The organism is Bacillus sp. NTK074B, from assembly GCF_017303375.1.
GTDB lineage: Bacteria > Bacillota > Bacilli > Bacillales > Bacillaceae_B > Rossellomorea.
Map to the genome: position 1 here is coordinate 190490 of NZ_JAFKOH010000003.1, position 23632 is coordinate 214121.

The following is a 23632-nucleotide window of genomic DNA, read 5'->3' on the forward strand; positions in this document are numbered from 1 at the left end:
TGCGGTCACAATTTTATCTCCTTTCCTATCCGTCTCTTGATAAGAAACTGAAGAATTTTTAATACAGCAAAAATAGGAATAAATAATAGAATCGCAGTAATAGCAAATATAGATGGCGTATTATATGTGAATAAAAAGGAGGTCACTCCAAATACATTAAAAAGATATTCTAGAATTAAGAGGTTCGATAACATCATCCACACTATCTGTTTCCCATGAAAGGTCACACTGACCAAGATGTTACGAATCATATGTACGAAGAGGATGCGATATTTAGACAGTCCTTTACTTTTAGCCAATTCGACATATGAAGAGCTTTCCTCCTCCTGCACAAAGGAAACCATGAGACCCAAGAAGAAAAAGGTGGGGAGAATACTAAGGGTAATAGCAGGAACAAGAATGACTTCATTTTCACCTACAGAAGCTACATCTATTAACAATATTCCAGTGTTCTTAAAGAACCATATCACAAATGTTTGTAATGCTGCGATAACAAAGATATCAGGCAACGAACTAAACAAAACTGACACTGATTTAATCGCCCTTCTTACTTTACTACCAACTGAAACATACACAATGAGAAGAAGCAACGAGCTGATAATAGCAAGCAAAATACCCAGGAATACAATTTTAGCACTGCTTAGAAATGCATAAAAAATAATAGGAAACAAGTTCCTCTCCACCTCTGATACCGGATTAATATATATAAGGTCCAAAGGTGCAGCTAAATCCTCCAATACCACTATAAGGCTTTCCCCATAGGATGCCAGTGAAAAAAATTGATTTTGAAAAAAACCTGATCCTGCACTGACCAGGATAATACCAACAACTATAAGGAGTGGTTCTGTCAACCTCCTGGTCAGCTTATGTAAAGACATAATAATCCCCCTCGCAAAATACTAAATATTGGATACTACTCTATTTGTTCTATATTGATGTAAAGAACCCTTCTTTAAATCATAAATGACATCTGATTTCGCTGCCAAACTTAGATCATGAGTGATTTGAATGATCATTTTCCCCTCACGCTTTAGCTCAATTAGAAAATTCACCACTTCCTGAGCCGAAGATTCATCTAAACTTGATGTTCCCTCATCAAGAATCAGAACGTCATAGTCTTTTGCTAACGCTCTTAATAATGCAATACGTTGTTTCTGTCCACCAGATAATTTTTGACCATTAAACCCTACTTTTTGGGCATATTGATCTTTTAACTTTCTAATAAAAGGATTAGCTCCTATTTTTTTACTTAAGTATACTAATTCTTCCTCTTTGAGTTCCTCGTTAGCTAACTTTACATTGTCCTTAATTGTTTTGTTGAAAAGATAATAGTCCTGGCTTAAGAAAGAAATTCTTTTTAAAAGGTCTGTTTGGTCCCAATTATTAATCGATCTATTGTTAAAAGTGATTTCACCTTTTGAGCTCATTATATTTTTTAATATGAGATTGACTAGAGTAGTTTTTCCTACACCACTTTCCCCAATAAGAGATACCATTTGACCTTTTTCTAAAACAAGATTAATATCATTTAATATTTTTTGACCCCTATCATATTCAAAAGAGACATTTTTAAATTCAATCGATTCTATTCTTTCATAATCTTTATTTTTAACCTCAGGTGATAGTTCTTCATAGTCAATAACTGATGATAACCTTGACTGAGCACCAAAAGTAGATTGGAATGAATTATATAATTCAATCAGAAAATTAATGGGACCAAATAAACTCATGAAATAAGAAACCATAGCGATCAAAGATCCTAAAGTAATTGTATCTTTGGCAGTCAATATTCCACCTACTATTAGGACCACTAAAAAGGAAGCCCAATAAATAAAGAAATTGATGCCATTAGAAAGCCCAAGATCGTTAGATAACTTCTCGGTGGGTCTTAAGCTTATATTAAATTTTATGTTCATTTCTTTTATGTTTTCTTTTTCCCTAGTATAAAGAAGAATCTCCTTAGCACCCATTAGATTATCATGAAGGTCACTGTTTATATCTTCAAGAGCTTCTTGATATTCTAGTGAACTGGAGCGGATCCTATTTTTGAACCATTGTGATACCAAAATTGAAATAGGTAAGAAGATTAATACAAGTAAAAGAGCAACCTTACTCACAAACATGAGTACCACTGATGAAAAGATGATCTGGAAGGCAATTTGCAAAGCCGTAGGAATCATGTCTTTAAAAATCCGTATAATCTGAGGAATATCTGCTTGAAAAAGGGATAATAACTTACCTGTTTTTCCTTTTTCAAAATATGATAATTTTTTCATCATTATACTTTTATATAGTACTATAGATATATCGATTTTGATTTTTTCACTAAGAATTTGTACTGTCTTATGACGGTAGTAACTGGAAAAGGATGCAATCACTAATAAAGCCGAAAATAATAGAGCAATATTAATAAATAGGTCATATCGTTGGTCTAAAAAAACATTGTCTATTAATAATTTATTTATTAGAGGGATGAATGATGGAAATAATGAAGTCAATAAGACACAAAAACCTAGCACTATCCATTGTTTTTGATATAAACTTAAGTAGTAAATAATAAATTTTCTCAATATTGTCTCTCCTAATTATTTACACAGTAGTGGGCACCTGTTTTTTAACGAATGTTATTCTTATTATTAAGTACAGTTAATTGATGGTGCGTTATGAGTTAACTTGGGTAGAGATTAACCTTTGCGATAAAATTCGCAGTAGCTTTCCGGGCATTCTGCGTATTGAGAAATGAATCCACCTTTTGTCAATTCTACTGCGCTTCCAAGTAAGATGAATGTAGGTGCTGTGTATTGTTTTTTCATTAGTATCAATCCTTCCAAATTTGGGTAGGTGCCCACTACTCTATAAATAATTTGTCATTATGATTGATTCTTTAGCCATATTTCAGCAGACAACGTTCTAGTGATCGGTACAATGTCTGAATAATATTGTATATTTCCCATATAAAAGTTCTTAATTGTTTTCATGAAAGCATCTGAATTTACAAGCCCAGCTCCATTTAACGCCTCGAGATTAAGATGTTCTTGGAACCCTCCCCATTCTTTTCGGAGTCCTTTTGTAATTAGATTACTGTGACCAGCTTTTTGTTTTCTATATTGTATTTTTTTAGGGAGTATTCCTTTTGAAGCTTCTTTAAGAATATATTTGTCGTATTTTGGATTGATTTTCAAGTCAACAGGAATATTCAGTAAGAACTCCATTAGATCGATATCCATAAATGGATATCTAGTTTCAATACCGTATCTTTTTGAAACATACTGTGTCACCCATTCATGGCCTGACTGATATACGATTCCTTCAAAGTACTTGCGACGAGATTCATCATCCCAACATACTCCATCTTGAACCATTTCCCCCTCAGATGGAGAAGACCTTAACCAATCAGGTGATTTCAAGTAGACATCCTTTGGTTTCCTGGAATAGGTAAACAATAATGATTTAAGAGAATATGATTCTCTCCATTTCATTAAACCCTTTGAATAGCTAGATAATTTAAATGTAGTAAGCAAGTTATATAAGTAATTCAAGTTCCCCATAAGAACGTGATCTCCACAATGCCCACTGATCAGTACTTTAATTCCTTTGTCCTCCACTGCTTTCGGTATAATAGAAGAAAGACTATATCCATAAAGGGGATAAGGTTCATCAAAATCTTTAAAACTATCAAGTCCCCCTTTGAAACACCATTCATCATTGCAATCAAACTTATATATTTTTTCAACTGAATAATTATTAAGTACCTCATCTATATATTCACTTTCATCTGCATCTAAATTGTTTGAGAAAGTATAAGAGAATACATTCATTTTAGAGGGGTGGATATACTTATAATAATGAGCGTAAGAAAAGATACTCGAGGAGTCCAATCCTCCACTAAGTGAAAAACCAATGTCCTGTATTTTTTTAGGTATACTTTTTTTAATTGCATTTTTAAATAATTCTTGAAAATGTTCTATATAGTCTATTTCACTACTATATACGACCGGTGCAACAGGAAAATTGTAATACCTTGCACGTTCAACATGAATTTTTTTTGAAATTTTCACAATCTCTCCAGCCTCTACTCTATAAAGCTTCCGATAAGCCGTTTCTACATATGCTGCAGGCTGTGATTTTAAATAATTTTCTAAATAGTTCATATTGACTTCCAGAGTTGTAATCGCTTTCAATTGAAGTATCTCTGTAAACCACCTGACTTCCTCAGAATCAATATAATAGAATAATTGTTTTAATCCTATAGGATCTTTGGTTAAGAATACCTCTTCTGAAACTATGTCGTATAATCCAATTGCAAACTGACCTTTTAAGTATCTTGGAAAATCCTTTTTAAACTTATCGTATAATAAAGCGATTAATAAATTATCTGTTATTTTCGCAGACGATGAAATTTTTAACAGAGAAAAGATTTCTTCTCTATTATCAATTTTCCCATCAAGTGTTATCATTACTTCACTAAAGCCTACCCTATAATAGATTGAATTAGAATCATCCTCAATTCTTTCGTTGATAAAACCCATCCCTACATAACCATTAGTATCAAATATTACTTCACCTTCATTTTTAAGCCTGAAGCAATTTAACATTACATCGATATTTTTTTCCAATTCTGATTTGGAAAGTGATTTAGTCTTTATACCCGTTATAGAGCCCAATACCAATAACTCCTTTATTATATTTCCATAATTGTTCTATATTTTCTTTTAACATATTCATGATTATCATTTAAAACCGTTCCACTATATTCTATCCATGAATGCGCTTCAAACTCACCTTGAGCTATACCTATAAATAATTTCACATCAATCCCTTTTCGAATGAGAAGTGAATATGCCAAAACTGATTTATGAAGACAAAGAGCCTTTTCTTTTAATGGATGTTTAATTCTTACTTTTTCTATATTATTACAGAAATCAATCAATTCCTTTACACTCACATTTTCATAAATATTTTTATTTTGATATTTTTTTAATTTTAACTCCTCTAACACTGGTTTCATCCCTTGTTTTGTTAAGAGTTTATGATAGTAATAGAAAAGTACGTAAATTTTTATTTTATTTAACATAGCTTACTCTTAGAATTTTCTCATTTTCTAACTGCTCTATTAATCTTTTGCAGTCTAACAATAATTTCTCTCGATCTACTTCATAAGTCAATATCATTTGATTCACTGCTTCTTCCACACTTTCTTCTTCCAACAGATACTTTAAAATATCTGAAGCTACCTCATCCAGACTATAGTACAAACTATTATTGTAATCGAAAATTGTTGTGAAACCTTCATTTCTTTGAAGGAAGATCCCATCTTCTAATTTAATTGAATCCATAAAACCCCACCTTTTTGTAAGTTACTTACATATAAATTACAAAATATGTATATTATTTAATCCTTTTTTATCATATCACAACATTCGACATAAAAATTATTCTTTTAGGAATATTCAATTTATTTTTATAATTTCTCACTTGATAACTGATACTTGCAAACCGGGTGTAAACCGGGGACGGTTCTTACTCTACTTTTTGGGTGAATTCGTGGGGGTCGTCTAAAGGAAAAGGTAGAGACGGAATCGTCCCCACTCTACCCAACCCTAAGTTTTTATCATTAAGCCGGTCAATCCCAGAATCATGGTTAAACGGGGACGTGGTTAAACGGGGACGTATCCCACTCGACTTTACTTCATTAATCTGGAAAATCCCACCTTCAACCTAATGACCTTATCAGCCATTGATGATATCGATTTGAAGTCTCTACACTCTTCCAAGTGATCAAAACCAGATCCCTCCGGATGAACTACTCAAATATCATGATCCATCCTGCCAATGAAATGTCCAATCAGCGCCTCTCCCTATCTACATCCTAAGTGTCTCTAATGGCAGTGGTGTTGATGTTGTTGTTCTCTAATATCTATTCTTTCTATAAGATCTTAAGTCTGTTTGCAGGTTATTTCCGCACCCGATTCACATGCTTTTCGCCGCACGAAGACCTTCCGGAATCAGGTTGATTAATTCCAGAATCATTACATCTCTTTATTACAGACATCCCCATCGAATAGAAATGATCTCGGCAAATGAAATCACTCAACGGCATAAACCTATAGACGCCCCCATACCCATTCTTCTCCGACTCCCCGATCGACTGAATGTATTTCCTTTCACCAGACAGCACAGACCCTAACGGAACTTCGCTCTCATACATGGCATTCAACAGAATCCATACATATGGGTGAAAAAATCTATCCCATTCAAACAACCAATGAATGAAATTCCCCATCTACTCATTTGATTCACTCCTGTTTCGTTATGTATTCAACCCTTATATAGTGAGATTGGCAGGGAAAGGATACCCTTTGATGAAATTTATTTAAATATGTTGGTATTGATGAAGAGGAAGGCTGAACGCTAGAAGTGGTTTTGTGATTATGGGTTTCTGTTAAACTTCTGAAAAACAGTGGCCGATCCCTCGCTAATTCCTTCTTTTTCTTTACACAATAGAAAAAAGCTTCCAAGAGAAACGGTCCCCCGTCCACTCTCCAGGAAGCTTATTACCTTTTATTTGACGTAATTTACAAAGAGCTCAACTGTTTCTTACGTTACCACCTTCGAGTAACACGAAGGTAAATCATACGCATATGGAGTGATTTCATTTGTTGACCGTCAAAGAAGTGTCGATGCTCCTCGACATGACCGAGCACACCATCCCCTTCTATACCGACAAAGACTGGTTCCGAGCCTCACACGCGATGAGCATAACACGTGCCTCTTCAATGAAGAGTCCATCAGTTGGTTGACAGGAAACGAGCTTGCCCCTTAACGGGACAAGCTCGTTTAAATATATAAGTTTCTGGTCTGACGCGTGAAGTGCCTGGCCAAGTAAAAACTCAATAATAGAGCTTGACGGTTAGGATGATCATAATCAAAAACATTCCCAAGGAAGCAATCAAAAACGGAGTAAGAGTGAGTGTGAAGATAGTAACGGGAGTATCCTTCGACACCTTAATCGCATATCTCATAAATACTCTCTCTTCGTTTAACATATGACTTGAATAATACGGAGAGAAGAAATTAATCACCAATAAAACAAAACACACCACGAACATCGTATTGATAAAGCTATAATGAAAAATGAAATCTATGATGAAGATGACCAGCGTCATGAATAGAAATAGCGTTTGCTTATTTACGTTCTGAGATAGTTTTCCATAGAACCAGCCTTCTAGCTTCTCCCATAGTTTCGAGAGTAACACTATAATAAAAATACCAAAGAATATATTAAATAATGGTATGATAAGCATGTTTTTCTCTCCGTTTCAATAGTGATAAAGAACAAAGCCAAGCTTGATATCGCAGCTCTATCTATCCCAACAAGTATGGTGCAATCCTCGTTAAACCTTCGGATACGATCTCTTACATAAAACCCTGGTGAAGATTCGAATCCCTCCCTGGAGTCAGGGAAATCCACAGGTAGCTCCAGTACTGTTTTTATTTTACCAAAAAATTACAAAAGGAGCATCTACTTATATCTAAAACCGCAAAAAAAGTTTTCATTATGAATGGGGTCATTCCTTCTGCTTTTTAAGGATCTTACCTTCAGATTATTGTCAAAGATACATGGATGAGAATGAAAACAAACAATATTAAGAAGAAGGGAAAACGCTAGAAGTGGTAGAAGATATTGATACTGAACACACTACTCAAGCATGACCTTTGGAGGGGGAAATGAAGACCAAGTTTGTTATCTTACCGATGATGATTGCTTTCGGCTTCATCGTCTTTGTCCCGCTGTTTTTATTAGCAGCCCATCAAGCACAGAATATATTGAATAACGATGAAGATGAAGTGAAAGAAGTGGTCGTGAATAAATTGAGTGCCAAATACAACGAACCGTTTCAGATTATTTCCTATCTTGACTACAGTGCACCCATTGACTTCCACTTATTAAAAGCCGAATCGAAAAAGACCGGATATAAATTTAATGTTTCATTAGAAGACGGAATGATGAGGGATGAATATGGATTGTTTCTTGATATACGAGAGACTGTTCAACAGTATTTTTCTATGGAAACATACTATTTAGAAGTTGATCCATTTACCGATGTTTTAAATAGTTCACTGGAGTTAGATAATGAAGATATTAGAGTTACTGTTTATATTGCCAGTACAGGGAATGATATAGATAAAGAAAACGCTTATCATTTGTATGAGGAATTGATGAATAAGAAATACAAGGAGTTTGAATTAGTGATAACTAATTTTAACTATGATGATAGTATTTTTATGGATGATATTCAGAAAAGTCAGTACGATAAGTTTGCAGAAGAGAATAACGTGATTCATGCATGTGAACTTAACTCTCAGATTAGTAATCTGGATAGCTTTACTTTGGTGAAGTATTGTAAGTGAATCTTTTTTTGGATCAACAAACGAAAAACCTCATTCGCAAAAATGCACGAATGAGGTTTACCACCACAATCTATTCTGAAGATTCTTCTATATTCTCCTCCGTCACCAACTTCAACGGCACCGGAATCTTCTCCTTCACTTTCTTCCCTGACAACACATCAGCCCCCGCCTGAACAGCCAACTGACCAATCTTCTCAGGCTGCTGAGCAACAGTCGCAGACAGGTTGCCATTCCGAATGCTAGTAATCGCATCTTCATTTCCATCAAATCCAACGACTAGAACGTCACGTCCAGAACTCTGGATCGCCTGCAGTGCTCCTAATGCCATTTCATCGTTATGAGCGAACACCGCTTTGATATCTGGATTCCCTTGTATCAGGTTCTCCATTGTATTTAGTCCTTCGGTACGATCAAAGTTCGCGGTCTGCTTGGCCACGACATCCAGCTTTTCATCCGCGATGTTGTGGAACCCGGCTCCACGCTCACGAGTGGCAGATGCTCCAGGGACACCTTCAAGTTCTGCAACCTTTGCTCCTTCACCTAGCTGTTCGACGAGGTATTCTCCGGCCATTTCGCCGCCCTTTTCGTTATCGGAGCTGACGAGTGTGGCGACGTCTCCTTTTTCCGCTGAGCGGTCAAGGGTGACGACGGGAATGCCTAGGCTGTTGGCGGACTGGACGGCAGTTGAGATGGCCGCTGAGTCCGTCGGGTTGATGAGTAAGACGTTGACGCCCTGCTGGATGAGGTCTTCTACATCATTGATTTGCTTGGCGGCGTCGTTCTGAGCATCAACGACGACGACTTCCATGCCTTGTTTTTTCGCTTCGTCTTCTACTCCGTTTTTCATGGAGACGAAGAATGGGTTATTTAGGGTTGAAACAGAAAGTCCGATTTTGATGTCTTCAGGGTTCGAGCTTTTATTTGGCTTGGCCCATTCCGGCGGCTGCAGGGAGCAGGCGCCAAGGAATAGGAGTGATAAACTGATTAGTAATAACCATGCTTTTTTCATAGTATCCCTCCTACGCTGCTTTCTTTCGGTCGATGAGAACGGCGATGATGATGACGACACCCTTTACGACCATTTGGAAGAAGGATGAGACGCCGAGCAGGTTCAGACCGTTGTTCAACGTTCCGATGATGAGTGCACCGATCAGTGTTCCGACGATCAGTCCGCGTCCGCCTGACAGGCTTGTCCCGCCTAGGACGACGGCGGCGATGGCATCGAGTTCATAGGATGTACCCGCTGTCGGTTGGGCTGAGTTCAGACGTGACGTCAGAATCGCTCCTGCGAGTGCTGCGAGTAAGCCTGCCAGGGAGTAGATCATCACTTTGATGCGTGGTACTTTGATCCCTGAGATCAGGGCTGCTTTTTCATTCCCACCGATGGCATACGTTTTTCGGCCAAACGGAGTTTTATGCAGGATGACCCACAGGATCGCAAACGTCAGGATCATTGTGACTGCAGGTACCGGGATTCCAAGGAAGTATCCTCTTCCGAACAGTTGGAAGGCATAGCTGTCGCCAAGTCCCGTAATTGGGTTACCGTCTGTGTAGACGAGCGTCAACCCGCGGAACATGGTCATCGTTGCGAGTGTTGCGATGAATGGTGCCATTTTTCCTTTTGTGATGAGTAGTCCGTTGACCATTCCCATTACGGCTCCGAGGATACAGCCAATCAGGATCGCAAGGATTGGGTCGATACCCGATACCATCATCCCGGCCATGAGGGCACTGGATAAGGCGAGGATCGAGCCGACGGATAAGTCAATTCCCCCGGTCAAAATGACGAAGGTCATCCCGTAGGCAATCAGGGCGTTGATCGCGACCTGTCGTAATAGATTCAATAAGTTCAAGGGTTCTAGAAAACTAGGGTTGATGATGGATACGGTCGCAATCAGCACAAACAGTCCGAGGAGCGGACCGAGCTTTTGCATCAGATTGCCGACGTGATCCGTTTTGAGTGCGTTATTCATGTGCGGGACCTCCTGTCGCCAATGTCATGATTTTTTCCTGTGTGGCTTCTTCCTTTGATAGCTCTCCCGCGATGGTCCCTTCATGGACGACGAGGATGCGGTCGCTCATTCCGAGTACCTCTGGCAGCTCGGATGATACCATCACGATCGCGACACCCCGGTCGGTGAGCTCGTTCATCAGTTGATAGATTTCCCGTTTCGCCCCGACATCGACTCCCCTCGTCGGTTCGTCGAGGATGAGCACTTTCGGACCAATGCCGATCCATTTGGCGATGACCACTTTCTGCTGGTTCCCGCCGGACAGGTTCTTTGCGTGGGTCCGGGCTGATTCCGTCTTGATCGTCAGCCGTTTAATGAGCATTTCCACAAAGTCCTGTTCGCTTTTATCGTTGATCAAGCCTTTCTTCGTAAAGCTGTAGAGGCTTGGTAGGGCGATGTTATCCTTCAGGGAAAAGTCGAGGACGAGTCCTTCATCCTTCCGATCCTCGGTGATGAATCCAAGACCAAGCTTCACTGCCTGATCGGGTGTTTTAATGGTGACCTGTTTCCCGTTCACGAGGATTTCGCCTTCATAGCGTCCGTCGAGTCCGAAGATGGTGCGCATGATTTCTGTTCTACCTGCCCCCATCAATCCTGATACGCCGACGATTTCTCCTGAACGGACTTCGAAGCTGACTTTCTCAAACAGTCCCTTCTTTGTCAGGTTCCTTACTTCAAGCATTGTTTCCCCTGGCTTTGGTTGGCGTTTTGGAAAGCGGTCTGTCAATTCACGTCCGACCATTTTCTTTACGACCTCATCAAAATTCGTCTCGGGGATCGGCGTCGTATCCACCGTGCGTCCGTCCCGCATGACCGTGATGGTGTCACAAATTGTGAAGATCTCTTCCATCCGGTGGGAGATGTACACAATCGACACGCCGGCTTTCTTGAGCGAGCGGATGACGGTGAAGAGCATTTCAATTTCCCGGTCCGTCAATGCCGCGGTTGGCTCGTCCATGATGATAACTTTTGCATCTGTCATGAGGGCCTTGGCGATTTCGATCATCTGCTGCTGTCCGACCGAGCATTGTCCCGCTTCTTTTGTGAGAGGGATGGAAATGTTCAGTTTCTTAAACTGCTCATTCGCAACCGCTTTCATTTTTCGCGTATTGATGAGACCGAATTGTGTAACCGGTTCCTTATTGATGAACAGATTCTCAAGGACGGTCATCTCCGGCCAGACGTTCAGCTCCTGATGGATGAAGGCAACGCCAAATTCCTCTGCCTGCTTCGGATTATCAAACGTCATGTCCTTCCCGTCGATGGTGATCGTTCCCTGATCCTTCTTGTGAAGACCCGTCAGGATGTTCATCAGGGTCGACTTTCCCGCACCGTTTTCCCCCATCAGGGCATGGACCTCACCTTCCCCGATCTCGATGTCCACGCCTTCAAGGACCTTGTTCGTCCCAAATGCTTTATGGATATTCTTCATGCTGATCTGCATGCTACTACCCCCTTTGTTTTAAAAAATGACTCCCGCGTGAAGGATGCAATTCGCATACGGTGTAACTTCCCCCGTGCGAATGACAACCTTCGCCTTATGGGATTCTTTCTTGAAGTCTTCATGAGATACATACTGGATCCCGTCAAACCAGGAGGTCATTTGTTCCTGAACCCCTTTATTCGTTTCCACTTCCTCAGCAAGCGTGACAGTTTCGACGACCATTTCTTCCTTTAACAGTTCGACCACGTCAAGGAAGGACGGCTCTCCCGGTTTCAATGCCAGGTCGATTTTCACAACGTCTGACGGAATCGGGAGACCGGCATCGGCCACGACGATCGTATCGGTGTGGCCGAGATCGGCTAGTATTTTTGCTATGTGACTGTTCAAAATGCCATGTCGTTTCATTCTACCAGCTTCCTTTCCACTTCGTCTCTTGTCGGCATTCCGCCCTGTGCCCCGAATCCGGTCACGGAAAGTGATGCGGCGCGGTTTGCGAATCGGAGGCTTTCTTCCATTGATTGTCCTTCAGCGACAGCTGTACCGAATGCGGCATTAAAGGTATCCCCTGCTCCGGTAGTATCCACCATTTCCACTTTGAAGGAAGGAACCTGGATTTCCTTTGTGCCGTTATGATAGCGGACTCCCGCTGCTCCTTCGGTGATGATGACTTTGTCAGGATATTGTTTCAGCGCCTCTGACGGCTTCATTCCATTAAAGAGCACATCTGCTTCATGTTCATTCGGTGTCAGGTAGCTGGCACCAACGATGACATTCTGTGAAATCTTTCGTGCAGGTGCCGGGTTTAGTAGCAGAGGTACTTCAATGTTGTTGCACAGTTCTGCTACGTACTCGACCGTTTCCTCCGGGATTTCCTGCTGGATCATGATGAGATCGCATGTTTTGAGGAAGTCAGCTGTTTTCTCGACGTATTCTGGTGTCACAAGATCATTGGCCCCTTTTACAACGACGATGCTGTTATCCCCTTCAGCAAGGATGATATGAGCGGTTCCGGATTTCTCACCTGTAACCGGTTCCACATACTCGGTATGAACACCATTACTCTTAAAGTTTTCCAATATCTCTTGGCCGTAAGGATCATCGCCTACGCACCCGATCATGTAAACGTCTGCCCCAAGCCTTGCTGCTGCAACGGCCTGGTTGGCTCCTTTTCCTCCGGGTACCGTGTCAAAGCTGTCGCCGAGTACCGTTTCCCCTGCACCGGGGCGCTTCGCTGATGTGACCACCAGATCCATGGATGAACTGCCGATCACGGCAATCTTCGCTTTTTTCATCTTTCTTCATCCCTTTCGTGTTGTGTTTCGCTGTATAAGTTCAACGGGAAACTGAACCGTTGTATCGATGTCTTTTTCTTTTTTTATCAGTTTAATCAGAAGTGCCGCTGCCTGCCTCCCCATTTCGTAGGCAGGCTGCCTGATTGTGGAGAGCGCCGGATAGGAAAGGCTGCTCTGAGGGATGTCATCGTAGCCGATGATCTGTACGTCTTCAGGTATCTTCTTCCCGAGCCTCAATGCCTCATGGAGAATCGCGATCCCGACGATATCATTGCTTGCGATAACCCCGTCCGTATCTGAATAAGTGGCGAACAGTTCCTCTGCCCAGCCCTTTGCGTCTTCAAAGGAGAACGAGGTTGTGGACATCACGGTGAAATCGACGTCTGTCCCGCTTAAGTACTCGACGGCTCCCCGGAATCTGTCCTGTGCCGGCTTCACGTGAGCCGGTCCCTTCATGACGGTGATCCGCTTCGCTCCTTTTTCCACTAAGGTCTTTGCCGCCAGGCGTCCACCTTTGCGGCCGTCCGCGTACACTGCCGGATAGTTGTCCGTGGTCCGGTCAAGGAGGACGAGTGGGAGATTCAATTCACTGTATAACTGATCATGCTCTACATGATTGGTCGCTGAAATCATGCCGACGACATTGTTCTGAACGAAGGTCTGGATATAATCCAGCTCCTTTTGGATGTCCTCGTCGCTGTTTCCAAGGAGGAGCCTGAACCCGGCCTCACTCACTTCATCCTCTACCCCTCTCGCCAGCTGCGGGAAGTACGGGTTCGTGATATCCGGAAGCAGCAGTCCGATCAGCCTCGACTCCCGTTTATACAGGGACCGTGCCACCTCATTCGGGCTGTAATTCAGCTTCTCGATGGCCCCCATCACTTTCTTCCTCGTCCCGGCTCCTACATAGCCATTATCATTCAGCACCCGGGAGACCGTCGCCACTGACACCCCCGCTTCACTCGCCACATCCTTGATTGTTGCCACGTGCGTCACTTCCTGTTCGTTTGGTTGGTTAGTGTGTAACCGGTTACACATAAAATAACATAGATTTGTAATCGCTTGCAATCGTTTTGTTTATTTTGTTCTCTTTTTAAATGGATGGCATGGACGTGTTCGAGGGGACTTTTTTCCAGATGTGAATAGGAATCCATTAATATTACAGAATTTACTAATATTTCTCCCTTTGTTCCTTTATACTTACGTTAAGGGGTGAAACAATGAAAAAAGGTTGGATGTCAATTGTCGGTGGAATTATAGGAGGCTTGATTCTCTCTTTCTTTACGCTCGAATATGATGGATGGAAATACATTACGGTCAGTGGTAACGGAGAAGTAGAACAAGTCATTCATGAGCTTGATTTTAACCTTATCACAAACGCTTTCCTTCTGATGATCGTCTGTGGAATTATCTTGTATTCGTTATTATCAATGATTGAAAAGAAGAAGTCTAGAAATTAAGGGGATCCTTTTTAGAGGTTCTCTTTATTATTTCTAATAGATCACTCATATTCTTGATAAGGTCTATTTCAAGAGGTAGAAACGAACTAACAAATCGATACTTCCCCTTTTGAAATTTTCGGTGTGGAGAAGTTGTTGCATCCACTCATAATCAAAATGAACACAAGAGAACAAGCGTTTACGATTCGCTTCATAAGCGTTCACCTCCATGTTCATTTAGACGCTATCACGCAATTTTTATATCAAGCTTCGTTTGGTTTAACAAGAAAACGACACTAAAATGAGCTCCAATTATTCGAAAAGTATATCATAACCTGCGGTAAAATAAGGATAAGAAAATATATCAATTAATTATTTGGGAGCTAGAAAATGAAAAATAAAAAACAAAATAGAAAAGAATTCTATAAAGATACCCTAATAGAGTTTATATCTGAAGTGGTTTTCAACATCTTATTGTTTATACCAAAAATGATGTTTCGCTTGATAAGAAACATTTGGTGAAATAGGAAAGTGGCCATTTAATGAAGCCCCCTAATGAAGGTTTTTTGAATCAGTGTCGGTGAGGGTTCATATGATAGATTATTTATATAATGGACGAAAGGCTGGAATACATCATGGAAAAAAAAGAAGCACCGATCATTCAAACAGAACGATTGACCTTACGTCCGAGAGCGGAAAAAGACATTCCCAATATGATGAAAATGATGAACAATGATGAAGTAAGAGAATTTCTAGGGCTTAATCCCCCTCGTGATGAACACTCCATGTTAGAAATGGTGAGGAATCGCACTGAAACAAAATGGACGGTTGCCTTAAAAGATACGGATGAATTCATCGGTGATGTCATGATTCCAGAAATAGCAGAAGGTTATCTTGGCGGAATCGGTTATCGCTTCATGAGAGAGCATTGGGGAGGCGGTTATGCGTATGAAGCAGTTTCCGCGGTCATTGAGCATAGTAAAAGCACATTACACCTTACACGCCTATTTGCTACTATAGATGATAAAAATATCCCATCAAAAAAGTTAATTGAAAAACTGGGATTTACTTTGGTGGCAGTGTTGCCTGAATCGCATTTACACGGCCGGGTTGCCGATGTAGCTTATTATTCTCGTATAGTATAAGCAGTTTTACGCTCTCCTGAAAAATAACAAACTGGTGAGTGATTAAACAGCTAATAATTAGTATGATAAAACAAAGAGATTCGTCAATCGACGAATCTCTTTGTTTTTTATAGTTGCCAGTTTGGATGGCACTATTTTTACTCGATCACGTTAAAATCTCTATAAATGAATCAAAATTCCTAACAGGGTTATAAAGAAAATAAGCGGAGGTTTTCCGGTTACATTCAGGATGGAACTAGTTTTAGCAGTAAATAAGCGGAGGTTTTCCGCTTACGCAAAGAAAAATCACTTATATTTGTATTTCTTGAGTCATTAGACGGAATTTTTCCGGCTATTTCAGCTTTTTTTTAACCGTCAGACTCAATTAAGAGGAATTCTTCCGTCTATTGATCAGTTGACGAATATGAGGCCGCTTCCGATTATTGGAGTGGATTGATTCGTTCATCAAATTTCAATTTAAGAGAAATGGAGCTTTTCAGCACCTTCATTTATTTATCGAATTCATTAACTGAGAGAAGTATTGGGATTGATGGGTCTTATTTAGGTGATACCATGAATCTAATGTATCTGGTGTAAACACATCTATTTTTTTCAGTACCTCCATGGCAAATTCCAGAGGAGCTATTCCTGATGCCGTAACTAAATTCCCATCAGCTACCGCAGGTCCCGATTCATAGAACGTTTCTCCTTTATAGTTGGGACATACCATTTTCGTATATTCCAAGTTATTACTTGTATGCTTTCGAGTATCTAAGTATCCCCTATTCGCAAGGGCCTCAACTGCACCACAAATGGCAGCCACAATCGTGCCACTCTTTAAAGCCCGGCCAGCTCTTTCAAGGATAGGTTGATGGATATCTTCACTCCAAGTAGTCCCTCCTGGTAAAATTAAAAGATCTTCACTCTCAAAAGTACATTCATCAAGGGACATATCCGGTTTTATACTCAGTCCTCCCATCGTCGTAATCATTTCTTTAGTAGCCCCTACTGTCATGACGTTTACAGGTGCTGCATCTTTTTTGAAATATCTACCTGAGTTTAATTCAGCCATTACATATCCATATTCCCAGTCCGACATTGTATCAAATACATATAGAAAAGCTTTTTGTGTTTGCATCCAATTACACTCCAATCACCATTGATATAGCTATTATAATAAAACTTCCCTGACAGGTAGCGTCAGGGAAGTCATTATACTTGATGAAATTCTATTAATTCCGTCAAAACTTCAATCAGTCTTTCCTTAAGACTGATTGGCTCCATCACTGTAATCGATGTATTGTACGGTAAAAGTAAATAAGGTACATATGTATGGATCATGTCTGTTTCAAGAAGAAACACGGCTTGATCGGAAGTCCGTTCTTGTACATAATGTCCTAAGAACCAATGTTGGCAAATATCATCTAATGCACTTTTATCACCATGAAGAACCAAAGGAATAATCCCTTCTTTATCTTCCATTGTGGGAAGAAGGTTTTTTATAAAAAAGTCCCGTGCTGAAAAATCTTCCGGCTGGTTAAACGTATTTTCAGTCAGCGTCAGACTTTCTATTCGATCGACTCTAAAACTGCGGATATCATTCCGAAGATGACAAAATCCAATCACATACCACTTCTGATTCCAATAGATCATTCTGTATGGATCGACTAGTCTCTCATGTAATGGCTTTTCGCCACCTTTTTGATAGTGAATGCTAACTGAGTACCCGTCAGCTACGGCCTGTTCCAACTCCTTTAAAAAAGGATCCATAGAGTGTGAACTTGATCGGCTTATGACTTCAAGTCTCGTTACATGTAGGTTTACCTTTGTCTCCTGCTCTTGATTGGAGTGGTTACTTAGTTTTGAAATGGCTCTATCGAGTGCTTCCCCTCCATAATATCCGGCTTCTTCTGCAAACACAGCCGCGTGGAATAGGGACGTTTGCTCCTCAATATCAAAAAAAAGCGGAGCCTCAATAAAATGGTTCAATAAAGAGTATCCACCATTATGTCCTGGTTCTGAAACAATCGGTACGCCACTTGTAGAAATGGTATCAATATAACGATACACCGTCCTAATATTCAACTCTAACTTTTCTGACATTTGTTGTGCCGTCACTTTTTCACCTGAACGAAGCATCCAGAGAATCGCTAGCATATTGTCCGTTTTGGGCATGTGATTTCACCTCCATATATAATGAATAACCCTATTACAATACCAATTATTTCAAATCTTATCATATTGAGCAATCCACTTATTCGATTAATTTGCTATTTTACAAACTATGTGCAAGCCAGAGGTTGTGGAATGTGGATTTATTAGAAAAAAGGGCACATACATAGGAAAAAATTTAAGCTATATGATGCCTATATACTCTTTAGTTGTAGCTTGTCTAAAGATTAGGAAATGATCAAAGTGAATTTTCCCATTATGGCCCCCGTTTCTTTAAGTGTAATCATTCACATTCCAAAGTTACCACTTTACATTTAAATCACTTTTTAACATTGAATACATATATAAATCATCAAATTTCCCAACAGTAAATTCATAACTTCTCAAAAGTCCTTCTCTCATAAACCCTGTCTTTCTGCTAATCTTTAAGACGGTAAATTAAGAGGTTCTATTAACACCCTTCTATCCGTTGTAAATTCATATGTTCAAATCCATACCTTATAACAGCCTCAAAAGCCTCACTTGCTATCCCTTTATTCCAGTATTCTTTACTTAACTCACTACCAATTTCAGAACGATAATGCTTTGATACCAAATTTAAAAGACCACAACTACCAATTACCCCTCCTTTATCCTTTAATGTTATTCCCCATCTTATTCCCGTTTTCTTTTCCAATATCGAATGATACTACGAAATTTCATCCAAAGCGTCATCTATGGAATTAAAGGGTTCTAATCCCATATGCTTTACTACATCTTTATTAGATAGGTACTTTAAAAGGTTGCTTGCATCTCCATTTGTTCCTTGTCTCAAAATCAATCTCTCAGTTTCAATTATTGGAAAATCATTAATATTTACCAACAATAAACCTCTTCCCACGATATATTAGTAAACATTGCTTTTATTCGCCCATTAACTTAATACCAATTATTTCAAATTCATCTAATTCTTACAATGATTTATTCAAAAAAAGCGCAATGTTTAATTATCGCCCCCGTTAATTGAAGATGCCCCCAGACAAATGTAATTTAAAGGAAATAAAAAGGTTATTGTGTGTTAATATATAACTGAATATTAAAAATTATTATAAGGGGTGGAATATGAAATTTTATTCACTTATTTTGTTAAGTGTTTTCAGTTTGTTATTGGGAGGATGTAGAGTTATCCTTTTTGAAGAATCAGTTGAGGTCCCTAATTCAAAATATAAATTGGATGCTAAAGTTTATATAAAGAGTGCAAACATAATAATACGAAATAAGACCAATCTTCCTCCAAAGACCGAGTTAGCAATTTCTATTCAACCATATTCAGAAAATCAACCTTTAGGCAAAATACAAACATATGAAGTTGAGCCTCAAAAAGAGAATGTCACTATTACAACAGTTTTCGTGGATGAAGAAGGAAAGGTGGAACCAGTCGTAATCGATAGACCAGACCCTTCAAAAAGATACAGAATTGAAATATCAGTTAAAAACGAAAATACTGCCGAAGACAACAAGAAAATTTCACTTGCAAAGTATATCAATTTAATGAAAATTGAAGACCCAGATGGAATAGGAGCAAATTTGACCTTTTTATCTATGGCAGAGATAAAAGAGCTTTTTCAGACTCCTATGCAGGCAAACAAAAATGGTTAATATTACTTTATTAAAGGAACCTTCTGTTTTATGGAAGGTTCCTTTTAAAATACCGCCGCTTGTTATTCCATTTACCTGCCCGTTTATGGAATAGCGATCTCCAAAGTACTAAACAATCAGTTGCTTAATTTTTTATTGATCTCATTAATTGCTTTAGAGGTTTGAACATGGTTCAACCAATCTTCTTTTACCGTTTCTTGCTCTTCCATCAAGATTTCAACTATGTCCATATCCTTTAATTTTGTATAAAGATGTTTTGGCTCACCATTTACTTTTGCGCAGCACATCCTGGTTGCTCTTGTGGGGCCTAAAAAGAATGCAAAGTCTAACGCGGTTGAACCTTCAGGTAGGGAAACCACTTCCATTTTAGGAGTGTAAATTGTAATATCATCTTGCAATAATTCGAATGATATCATTTCGTAGAATTCTAAAGGGCTATTAGAAATCGCCTTAACTGACTGAATGGAATCTCTTAACAGATCGGAGCTGAGCTTTTCTATTTCTGTGACAGAAATTTCTTTAAGTAAATTAAATATACTCACATTCATTGAGACTTTAGTTTTAATTTCAAAGTTAACTTCAACATCATTAACCAAGACTGCTGTTTTAAGATGGCAATCAAATATTTTCCTTTGCCCTGAAATTTCATCTCTGAATTTATTTGGAGCAGGTCTGAACGAATTATGTATTATTCCTAAGAGTGTATAGCAGTTTATTGAAGTATCTGTGATGACATGCATGGTGTAAAGATTAGGAAGAGCCTCTCCATCTTGTAGCTTTGAATAAGTCACGTAGATAGGTGCAGAATTCCAATTCATTTCTACATTGAATGATATTGGATTATTGTGTATGATCTCTCTTTTACAATAATTAAAAATGTTAGAGTGAATTTTTTCATAGTTATCTTTTAATTTCTTTATACTTAAATATCGATGGGGGTTGAGATACTTAAAAGCAAGATCCTCAAGTTCCGATTGGAATTCGAATAACCCTAATCGTTCACAAAGAGGAGAGAAAAAGATTAATGTTTCATTTGCATAAGGAACTTTCTTTTCCCTTTTTTTAACACCAAGAGTTCTCATGTTGTGAAGCCTATCTGCTATTTTAACAATCGCTACTCTAATATCCTTGGCCGCATTTGAAAGTAGCTTTTCAGAATTAGAGGCATTATAGAGATCTTTGTTAATGGAACCTTTTTCAAACTTTGTTAATCCATCTACAATCAAGGCAATCTGGGCTCCAAACTTGTTTACAATATCTTCTATGGAGAAATTAGTATCTTCAACTACATCATGAAGCAGAGCTGCGGTAAGAGTTATTATATCCGCCTTATAATCCATCAAAATTTCACACACTGTAAATGGATGACAAACATAAGGTTCACCAGTTGCCCTTTTCTGTCCAAAATGTGCTAGTTCTGCAAAGTTTATGGCACTCTTAAAAACATTTAACTCCTTGGGTGTTAAATAAACAGCCTTTGTAATCAAAGAATTTCTTAACTCAATTACCATTTTATCTACTCCATTTTTTCTTTTGGATAATTATAACATTATCACTAAGTCGGGGAGATAATAATTTTAATAAATGCTCAATAACTAATAAAGGATGTTTCGAATACCAATCTGCTGCTTTCCAGGTATTACGCACTTTTTATACAAAGAAAGGGACGTCTGCTATTTTCAGCAAACGCCCCCTTTAATTTAACAAGGTGCTCATTATCTTTCGACTATTTTGTTCTCTGTTCCATTTATAATGGCATTAATGATGCAGTGGTTAATTCTTCGCTTTCTATAACAATTGCAGTTAGCCCAGTATCGGTTTTGGTTTCGTGCCACTCGTCTTTCTCCCAAAATACGGCTTCACCACTATGAACTTTAATAAATTCATCTGTTTCACCTCTAACCAAACCTTCACCGTTTACAATTAAAAGTAGCTGAGGTACTACAGCTTGATGATAACCGATTATTCCGTTTTCATCTAAGTGCATACATCCTATATGAGCTGCTTTATGAGTTTGGGTAATACGCGACATTATAAAATCGGAATTGAATTTCGTTATTTTCTTACCTGAATCTTTATTAAATTGATAAAGCTTCATTATAGTACCTCCTATAATAACTAATTCTAACATTCTCTTGTAAGTCTTTATTCCGTTAAACTGCCCGTTAGCCGAAGATGCCCTGACCTAACCAAGGAAGGGCGGCTTGTTCAGCAAACGCCCCCTTTAGTTTAATAAGGACAAAGCTAATCCTTTAATTCTTTTGAATAAATTATAGGTGCTTTGTGTTTCTTAGAAACATCAATTAAAGCCACCTTAACAATCTTTCTAAGTATATTGCTATGTCTTTTGGAACAATAATTAAAAGCTTCAATTAGTTTTTCTTGGGACAACCTATTCGCAATCGTACAATGTGGTATCCAATTATCAGGGGAGATATAATGAATGTGGATTTTCATTAAAACTCTCAAATTCTTTATGATGGTTTGCGTGAAATTCAAACAACTCCTTTGTAACATTTGGAGAAAAGAACAATGCACCAGAGTTGAGGAAAGAACGCTTCCTATCTTCAACCTCATAAGCATAAAAAGAAATAGACCTCTCTTTTAATTCCCTCCAGATATCCTGTATCAATTGTTCTGTTGTTTCATCAAATAAAGCTATTAGCCCATACATAGAAATGACCACCCTAAAATCTTTGTCTTATTCAACTAACCTGTCCGTTTGTTCAATAAGAAGATTTTAACAAAAAAGTGCCTTAATCCTCCTGGATCATAGCACATGAGGTTAAGAATAATTTATCCCTTTAATTCGGGTTTTCACAAATCATCATGTTGTAAAATTCATTCCATATGAGCTGTGTCACCTAATAGCTCTTTATGAAATACCTTCCCATCCCATTTTATTAAAGAAAGGCTTGCTCCTTGGATAATTGGTGGTTCCCAAAATTTTTCTAAAGGAATTTCCCAAAAATAAGACATTATAGCCTTAATGGTAGCTCCATGAGTCACTATTAATATATTTCCATTCTGGGTGGAATCAACAATTGATTTCATTGCCTGTTTTGTGCGTAACATAAAATCACGAATGCTTTCCCCCTGATGTGGGACATGATTATACTCATGCGGATTAGACCAAAAATTGAAGTATTCCTGATAAGAATCCTTTTCAATCTCTCCTTGAGTTTTCCCTTCCCATCCACCAAAGGAGATTTCTTTTAAGTCCTCAATTACCACTATTTCGTCTGAGGAGATAAGTTTTGCAGTGTTTAAAGCTCTTTGGGTTGGACTTGAGAAGACTTTTGAAAAGACAATAGATTTTAACCTTGCTCCTAATAAAAGTGCATTATTGACCCCTCTTTCTGTAAGTGGTGAATCTTGCCACCCCTGTAATCTATTTTCTTTATTCCATTCTGTTTCTCCATGCCGAACAAGGTATATATTTAACATAATAATCCTCCGTAATACAGTAAATTCGTATATGCCTTAATACAACTTGAAGCAGAAGAACCTACCCTTCGCTTCTTTTAGAGTAAAGTGCAGAGTCATAGTATTATAGTATCCGATGAAAACATCTATAAAAAATGGAAGCATAAGGTATCTTCCCTCCTGATCCCAACATACTTCGTTGAATCCATATCCTTGTTAAACTAAACTGCCCTTTAAAGGAACATTAGTCATGTACTAACTTGAATGCTTCATAAGACATCTCCTTGTTTTCATAAAAAGCTGACCTATGACAATTATTCTCTACGAAAAGCACCTAGATACGATACCCTATATATTTGTATGAAGATATTAATTAAAGCTAAAAATTATTAATGCTAAAACAAGTGTAAATATAAAAGGTAATCCAAAGACAAATACGATTAAAGACCATTTAGTTTTAGTGTTTCTGACATTCTTATCTTCAAGAGAATAGTTCTCTCCTGGTGCAACTCGCTCTTGAAAAACCCCCGTAATTAATCCAGCAACTATAATTGCTCCAGAACCTATTACACCACTAACCTTAAGTAAAAAATATATGTCTTTTTGGACAAGTGAATAAACAAGAGTCAATAAAAATAATGAAATGCCAAACAATATAGATTTTTTCAAATAA

At 38.6% G+C, this 23632-nt stretch carries 24 protein-coding genes and 1 pseudogene; 4 read left to right on the forward strand and 21 right to left on the reverse strand.

What is annotated here, in order from left to right; all coding sequences use genetic code 11:
- Positions 1-5: 5 nt before the first annotated feature.
- The 7 genes from JI667_RS06975 to JI667_RS07000 all read right to left on the reverse strand — a co-directional run bounded on the left by JI667_RS06975 (position 6) and on the right by JI667_RS07000 (position 7304).
- Positions 6-878, reverse strand: a complete 873-nt coding sequence (locus tag JI667_RS06975; protein WP_206851452.1) for an ABC transporter permease subunit — start codon at positions 876-878, stop codon at positions 6-8.
- Between the two features lie 21 nt (positions 879-899).
- A complete protein-coding gene (locus JI667_RS06980) occupies positions 900-2570 on the reverse strand; it encodes an ABC transporter ATP-binding protein (protein ID WP_206851454.1) in 1671 nt (556 codons plus the stop codon).
- 114 nt (positions 2571-2684) lie between these two features.
- Positions 2685-2813, reverse strand: coding sequence for a hypothetical protein (locus JI667_RS22880; protein ID WP_280515468.1), 129 nt, complete (start codon positions 2811-2813; stop codon positions 2685-2687).
- Positions 2814-2870: 57 nt separating this feature from the next.
- Positions 2871-4664 carry an asparagine synthase-related protein gene (locus JI667_RS06985; protein ID WP_206851456.1) on the reverse strand — a complete coding sequence of 598 codons (1794 nt, stop codon included), beginning with the start codon at positions 4662-4664 and terminating at the stop codon, positions 2871-2873.
- A 17-nt stretch (positions 4665-4681) separates the two neighbouring features.
- Positions 4682-5074, reverse strand: coding sequence for a lasso peptide biosynthesis B2 protein (locus tag JI667_RS06990; protein ID WP_206851461.1), 393 nt, complete (start codon positions 5072-5074; stop codon positions 4682-4684).
- The gene (locus JI667_RS06995; protein ID WP_206851463.1) at positions 5064-5336 is read right to left on the reverse strand and encodes a PqqD family protein; all 273 of its coding nucleotides are present in this window, start codon (positions 5334-5336) and stop codon (positions 5064-5066) included. Before JI667_RS06995 ends, JI667_RS06990 begins: the two co-directional genes overlap by 11 nt.
- 1554 nt (positions 5337-6890) lie before the next feature.
- Complete coding sequence (locus JI667_RS07000) at positions 6891-7304, reverse strand: hypothetical protein (protein ID WP_206851465.1); 414 nt, start codon at positions 7302-7304, stop codon at positions 6891-6893.
- Positions 7305-7728: 424 nt separating this feature from the next.
- Here JI667_RS07000 and JI667_RS07005 point away from each other — a divergent pair, with 424 nt between their 5' ends.
- Positions 7729-8412 (forward strand): hypothetical protein, encoded by a 684-nt coding sequence (locus JI667_RS07005; RefSeq protein ID WP_206851466.1) that lies wholly within the window; start codon positions 7729-7731, stop codon positions 8410-8412.
- Between the two features lie 70 nt (positions 8413-8482).
- On the opposite strand, the gene rbsB is transcribed toward JI667_RS07005, so the two are convergent.
- From rbsB to JI667_RS07035, 6 genes are read right to left on the reverse strand one after another with little or no spacing between them, the layout of a single operon-like run.
- On the reverse strand, positions 8483-9421 hold the full coding sequence (rbsB, locus tag JI667_RS07010) for a ribose ABC transporter substrate-binding protein RbsB (RefSeq protein WP_206851467.1): 939 nt from the start codon (positions 9419-9421) through the stop codon (positions 8483-8485).
- A 10-nt stretch (positions 9422-9431) separates the two neighbouring features.
- Positions 9432-10385, reverse strand: coding sequence for an ABC transporter permease subunit (rbsC, locus tag JI667_RS07015; RefSeq protein WP_206851469.1), 954 nt, complete (start codon positions 10383-10385; stop codon positions 9432-9434).
- Positions 10378-11868 carry a sugar ABC transporter ATP-binding protein gene (locus JI667_RS07020; RefSeq protein ID WP_206851471.1) on the reverse strand — a complete coding sequence of 497 codons (1491 nt, stop codon included), beginning with the start codon at positions 11866-11868 and terminating at the stop codon, positions 10378-10380. Before JI667_RS07020 ends, rbsC begins: the two co-directional genes overlap by 8 nt.
- A gap of 18 nt (positions 11869-11886) precedes the next feature.
- Entirely contained in the window at positions 11887-12273 is a 387-nt protein-coding gene (gene rbsD, locus JI667_RS07025) for a D-ribose pyranase (RefSeq protein ID WP_206851478.1), read from the reverse strand.
- Positions 12270-13160, reverse strand: coding sequence for a ribokinase (gene rbsK / locus JI667_RS07030; protein ID WP_206851485.1), 891 nt, complete (start codon positions 13158-13160; stop codon positions 12270-12272). The genes rbsD and rbsK overlap by 4 nt, the downstream gene beginning before the upstream one ends.
- 6 nt (positions 13161-13166) lie before the next feature.
- Entirely contained in the window at positions 13167-14147 is a 981-nt protein-coding gene (locus JI667_RS07035) for a LacI family DNA-binding transcriptional regulator (RefSeq protein ID WP_206851488.1), read from the reverse strand.
- Between the two features lie 233 nt (positions 14148-14380).
- Between JI667_RS07035 and JI667_RS07040 the strand changes: the two genes are divergently transcribed.
- Together JI667_RS07040 and JI667_RS07045 are read left to right on the forward strand one after the other, a co-directional pair.
- On the forward strand, positions 14381-14620 hold the full coding sequence (locus JI667_RS07040) for a hypothetical protein (RefSeq protein ID WP_206851489.1): 240 nt from the start codon (positions 14381-14383) through the stop codon (positions 14618-14620).
- A gap of 614 nt (positions 14621-15234) precedes the next feature.
- Positions 15235-15744 carry a GNAT family N-acetyltransferase gene (locus tag JI667_RS07045; RefSeq protein ID WP_206851491.1) on the forward strand — a complete coding sequence of 170 codons (510 nt, stop codon included), beginning with the start codon at positions 15235-15237 and terminating at the stop codon, positions 15742-15744.
- 484 nt (positions 15745-16228) lie between these two features.
- Here JI667_RS07045 and JI667_RS07050 read toward each other — a convergent pair whose 3' ends face one another.
- From JI667_RS07050 to JI667_RS07060, 3 genes and pseudogenes are all read right to left on the reverse strand, one after another.
- Positions 16229-16861: a type 1 glutamine amidotransferase family protein gene (locus JI667_RS07050; protein ID WP_206851493.1), complete on the reverse strand. Its 633-nt coding sequence runs from the start codon at positions 16859-16861 to the stop codon at positions 16229-16231.
- Positions 16862-16935: 74 nt separating this feature from the next.
- On the reverse strand, positions 16936-17898 hold the full coding sequence (locus JI667_RS07055) for a helix-turn-helix transcriptional regulator (RefSeq protein ID WP_206851494.1): 963 nt from the start codon (positions 17896-17898) through the stop codon (positions 16936-16938).
- Positions 17899-18195: 297 nt separating this feature from the next.
- Positions 18196-18748: pseudogene (locus JI667_RS07060) on the reverse strand (GNAT family N-acetyltransferase).
- Between the two features lie 248 nt (positions 18749-18996).
- On the opposite strand from JI667_RS07060, the gene JI667_RS07065 reads away from it, so the two are divergent.
- The gene (locus JI667_RS07065) at positions 18997-19533 is read left to right on the forward strand and encodes a hypothetical protein (RefSeq protein ID WP_206851496.1); all 537 of its coding nucleotides are present in this window, start codon (positions 18997-18999) and stop codon (positions 19531-19533) included.
- 116 nt (positions 19534-19649) lie between these two features.
- On the opposite strand, the gene JI667_RS07070 is transcribed toward JI667_RS07065, so the two are convergent.
- From JI667_RS07070 to JI667_RS07090, 5 genes are all read right to left on the reverse strand, one after another.
- Positions 19650-21044: an HD domain-containing protein gene (locus JI667_RS07070; protein ID WP_206851497.1), complete on the reverse strand. Its 1395-nt coding sequence runs from the start codon at positions 21042-21044 to the stop codon at positions 19650-19652.
- 236 nt (positions 21045-21280) lie between these two features.
- The gene (locus tag JI667_RS07075; protein WP_206851499.1) at positions 21281-21631 is read right to left on the reverse strand and encodes a cupin; all 351 of its coding nucleotides are present in this window, start codon (positions 21629-21631) and stop codon (positions 21281-21283) included.
- A 327-nt stretch (positions 21632-21958) separates the two neighbouring features.
- Positions 21959-22207 carry a hypothetical protein gene (locus JI667_RS22655; RefSeq protein ID WP_244668231.1) on the reverse strand — a complete coding sequence of 83 codons (249 nt, stop codon included), beginning with the start codon at positions 22205-22207 and terminating at the stop codon, positions 21959-21961.
- Positions 22208-22374: 167 nt separating this feature from the next.
- A complete protein-coding gene (locus JI667_RS07085) occupies positions 22375-22980 on the reverse strand; it encodes a histidine phosphatase family protein (RefSeq protein ID WP_206851501.1) in 606 nt (201 codons plus the stop codon).
- Positions 22981-23328: 348 nt separating this feature from the next.
- On the reverse strand, positions 23329-23628 hold the full coding sequence (locus tag JI667_RS07090; RefSeq protein ID WP_206851503.1) for a DUF5316 family protein: 300 nt from the start codon (positions 23626-23628) through the stop codon (positions 23329-23331).
- Between the last annotated feature and the right edge of the window lie 4 nt (positions 23629-23632).

Bases quoted from the DNA above. Each gene is read 5' to 3' on its own strand.
- JI667_RS22655 (WP_244668231.1), bottom strand. From the start codon at position 22,207: ATGTATGGGCTAATAGCTTTATTTGATGAAACAACAGAACAATTGATA.
- rbsD (WP_206851478.1), bottom strand. From the start codon at position 12,273: ATGAAACGACATGGCATTTTGAACAGTCACATAGCAAAAATACTAGCC.
- JI667_RS07070 (WP_206851497.1), bottom strand. From the start codon at position 21,044: ATGGTAATTGAGTTAAGAAATTCTTTGATTACAAAGGCTGTTTATTTA.
- JI667_RS07045 (WP_206851491.1), top strand. From the start codon at position 15,235: ATGGAAAAAAAAGAAGCACCGATCATTCAAACAGAACGATTGACCTTA.
- JI667_RS06975 (WP_206851452.1), bottom strand. From the start codon at position 878: ATGTCTTTACATAAGCTGACCAGGAGGTTGACAGAACCACTCCTTATA.
- JI667_RS07000 (WP_206851465.1), bottom strand. From the start codon at position 7,304: ATGCTTATCATACCATTATTTAATATATTCTTTGGTATTTTTATTATA.
- JI667_RS06995 (WP_206851463.1), bottom strand. From the start codon at position 5,336: ATGGATTCAATTAAATTAGAAGATGGGATCTTCCTTCAAAGAAATGAA.
- rbsC (WP_206851469.1), bottom strand. From the start codon at position 10,385: ATGAATAACGCACTCAAAACGGATCACGTCGGCAATCTGATGCAAAAG.
- JI667_RS07085 (WP_206851501.1), bottom strand. From the start codon at position 22,980: ATGTTAAATATATACCTTGTTCGGCATGGAGAAACAGAATGGAATAAA.
- JI667_RS06990 (WP_206851461.1), bottom strand. From the start codon at position 5,074: ATGTTAAATAAAATAAAAATTTACGTACTTTTCTATTACTATCATAAA.
- JI667_RS07065 (WP_206851496.1), top strand. From the start codon at position 18,997: ATGAAATTTTATTCACTTATTTTGTTAAGTGTTTTCAGTTTGTTATTG.
- JI667_RS07020 (WP_206851471.1), bottom strand. From the start codon at position 11,868: ATGCAGATCAGCATGAAGAATATCCATAAAGCATTTGGGACGAACAAG.
- JI667_RS07005 (WP_206851466.1), top strand. From the start codon at position 7,729: ATGAAGACCAAGTTTGTTATCTTACCGATGATGATTGCTTTCGGCTTC.
- JI667_RS07055 (WP_206851494.1), bottom strand. From the start codon at position 17,898: ATGCCCAAAACGGACAATATGCTAGCGATTCTCTGGATGCTTCGTTCA.
- rbsK (WP_206851485.1), bottom strand. From the start codon at position 13,160: ATGAAAAAAGCGAAGATTGCCGTGATCGGCAGTTCATCCATGGATCTG.
- JI667_RS07040 (WP_206851489.1), top strand. From the start codon at position 14,381: ATGAAAAAAGGTTGGATGTCAATTGTCGGTGGAATTATAGGAGGCTTG.
- JI667_RS07075 (WP_206851499.1), bottom strand. From the start codon at position 21,631: ATGAAGCTTTATCAATTTAATAAAGATTCAGGTAAGAAAATAACGAAA.
- rbsB (WP_206851467.1), bottom strand. From the start codon at position 9,421: ATGAAAAAAGCATGGTTATTACTAATCAGTTTATCACTCCTATTCCTT.
- JI667_RS22880 (WP_280515468.1), bottom strand. From the start codon at position 2,813: ATGAAAAAACAATACACAGCACCTACATTCATCTTACTTGGAAGCGCA.
- JI667_RS07050 (WP_206851493.1), bottom strand. From the start codon at position 16,861: ATGCAAACACAAAAAGCTTTTCTATATGTATTTGATACAATGTCGGAC.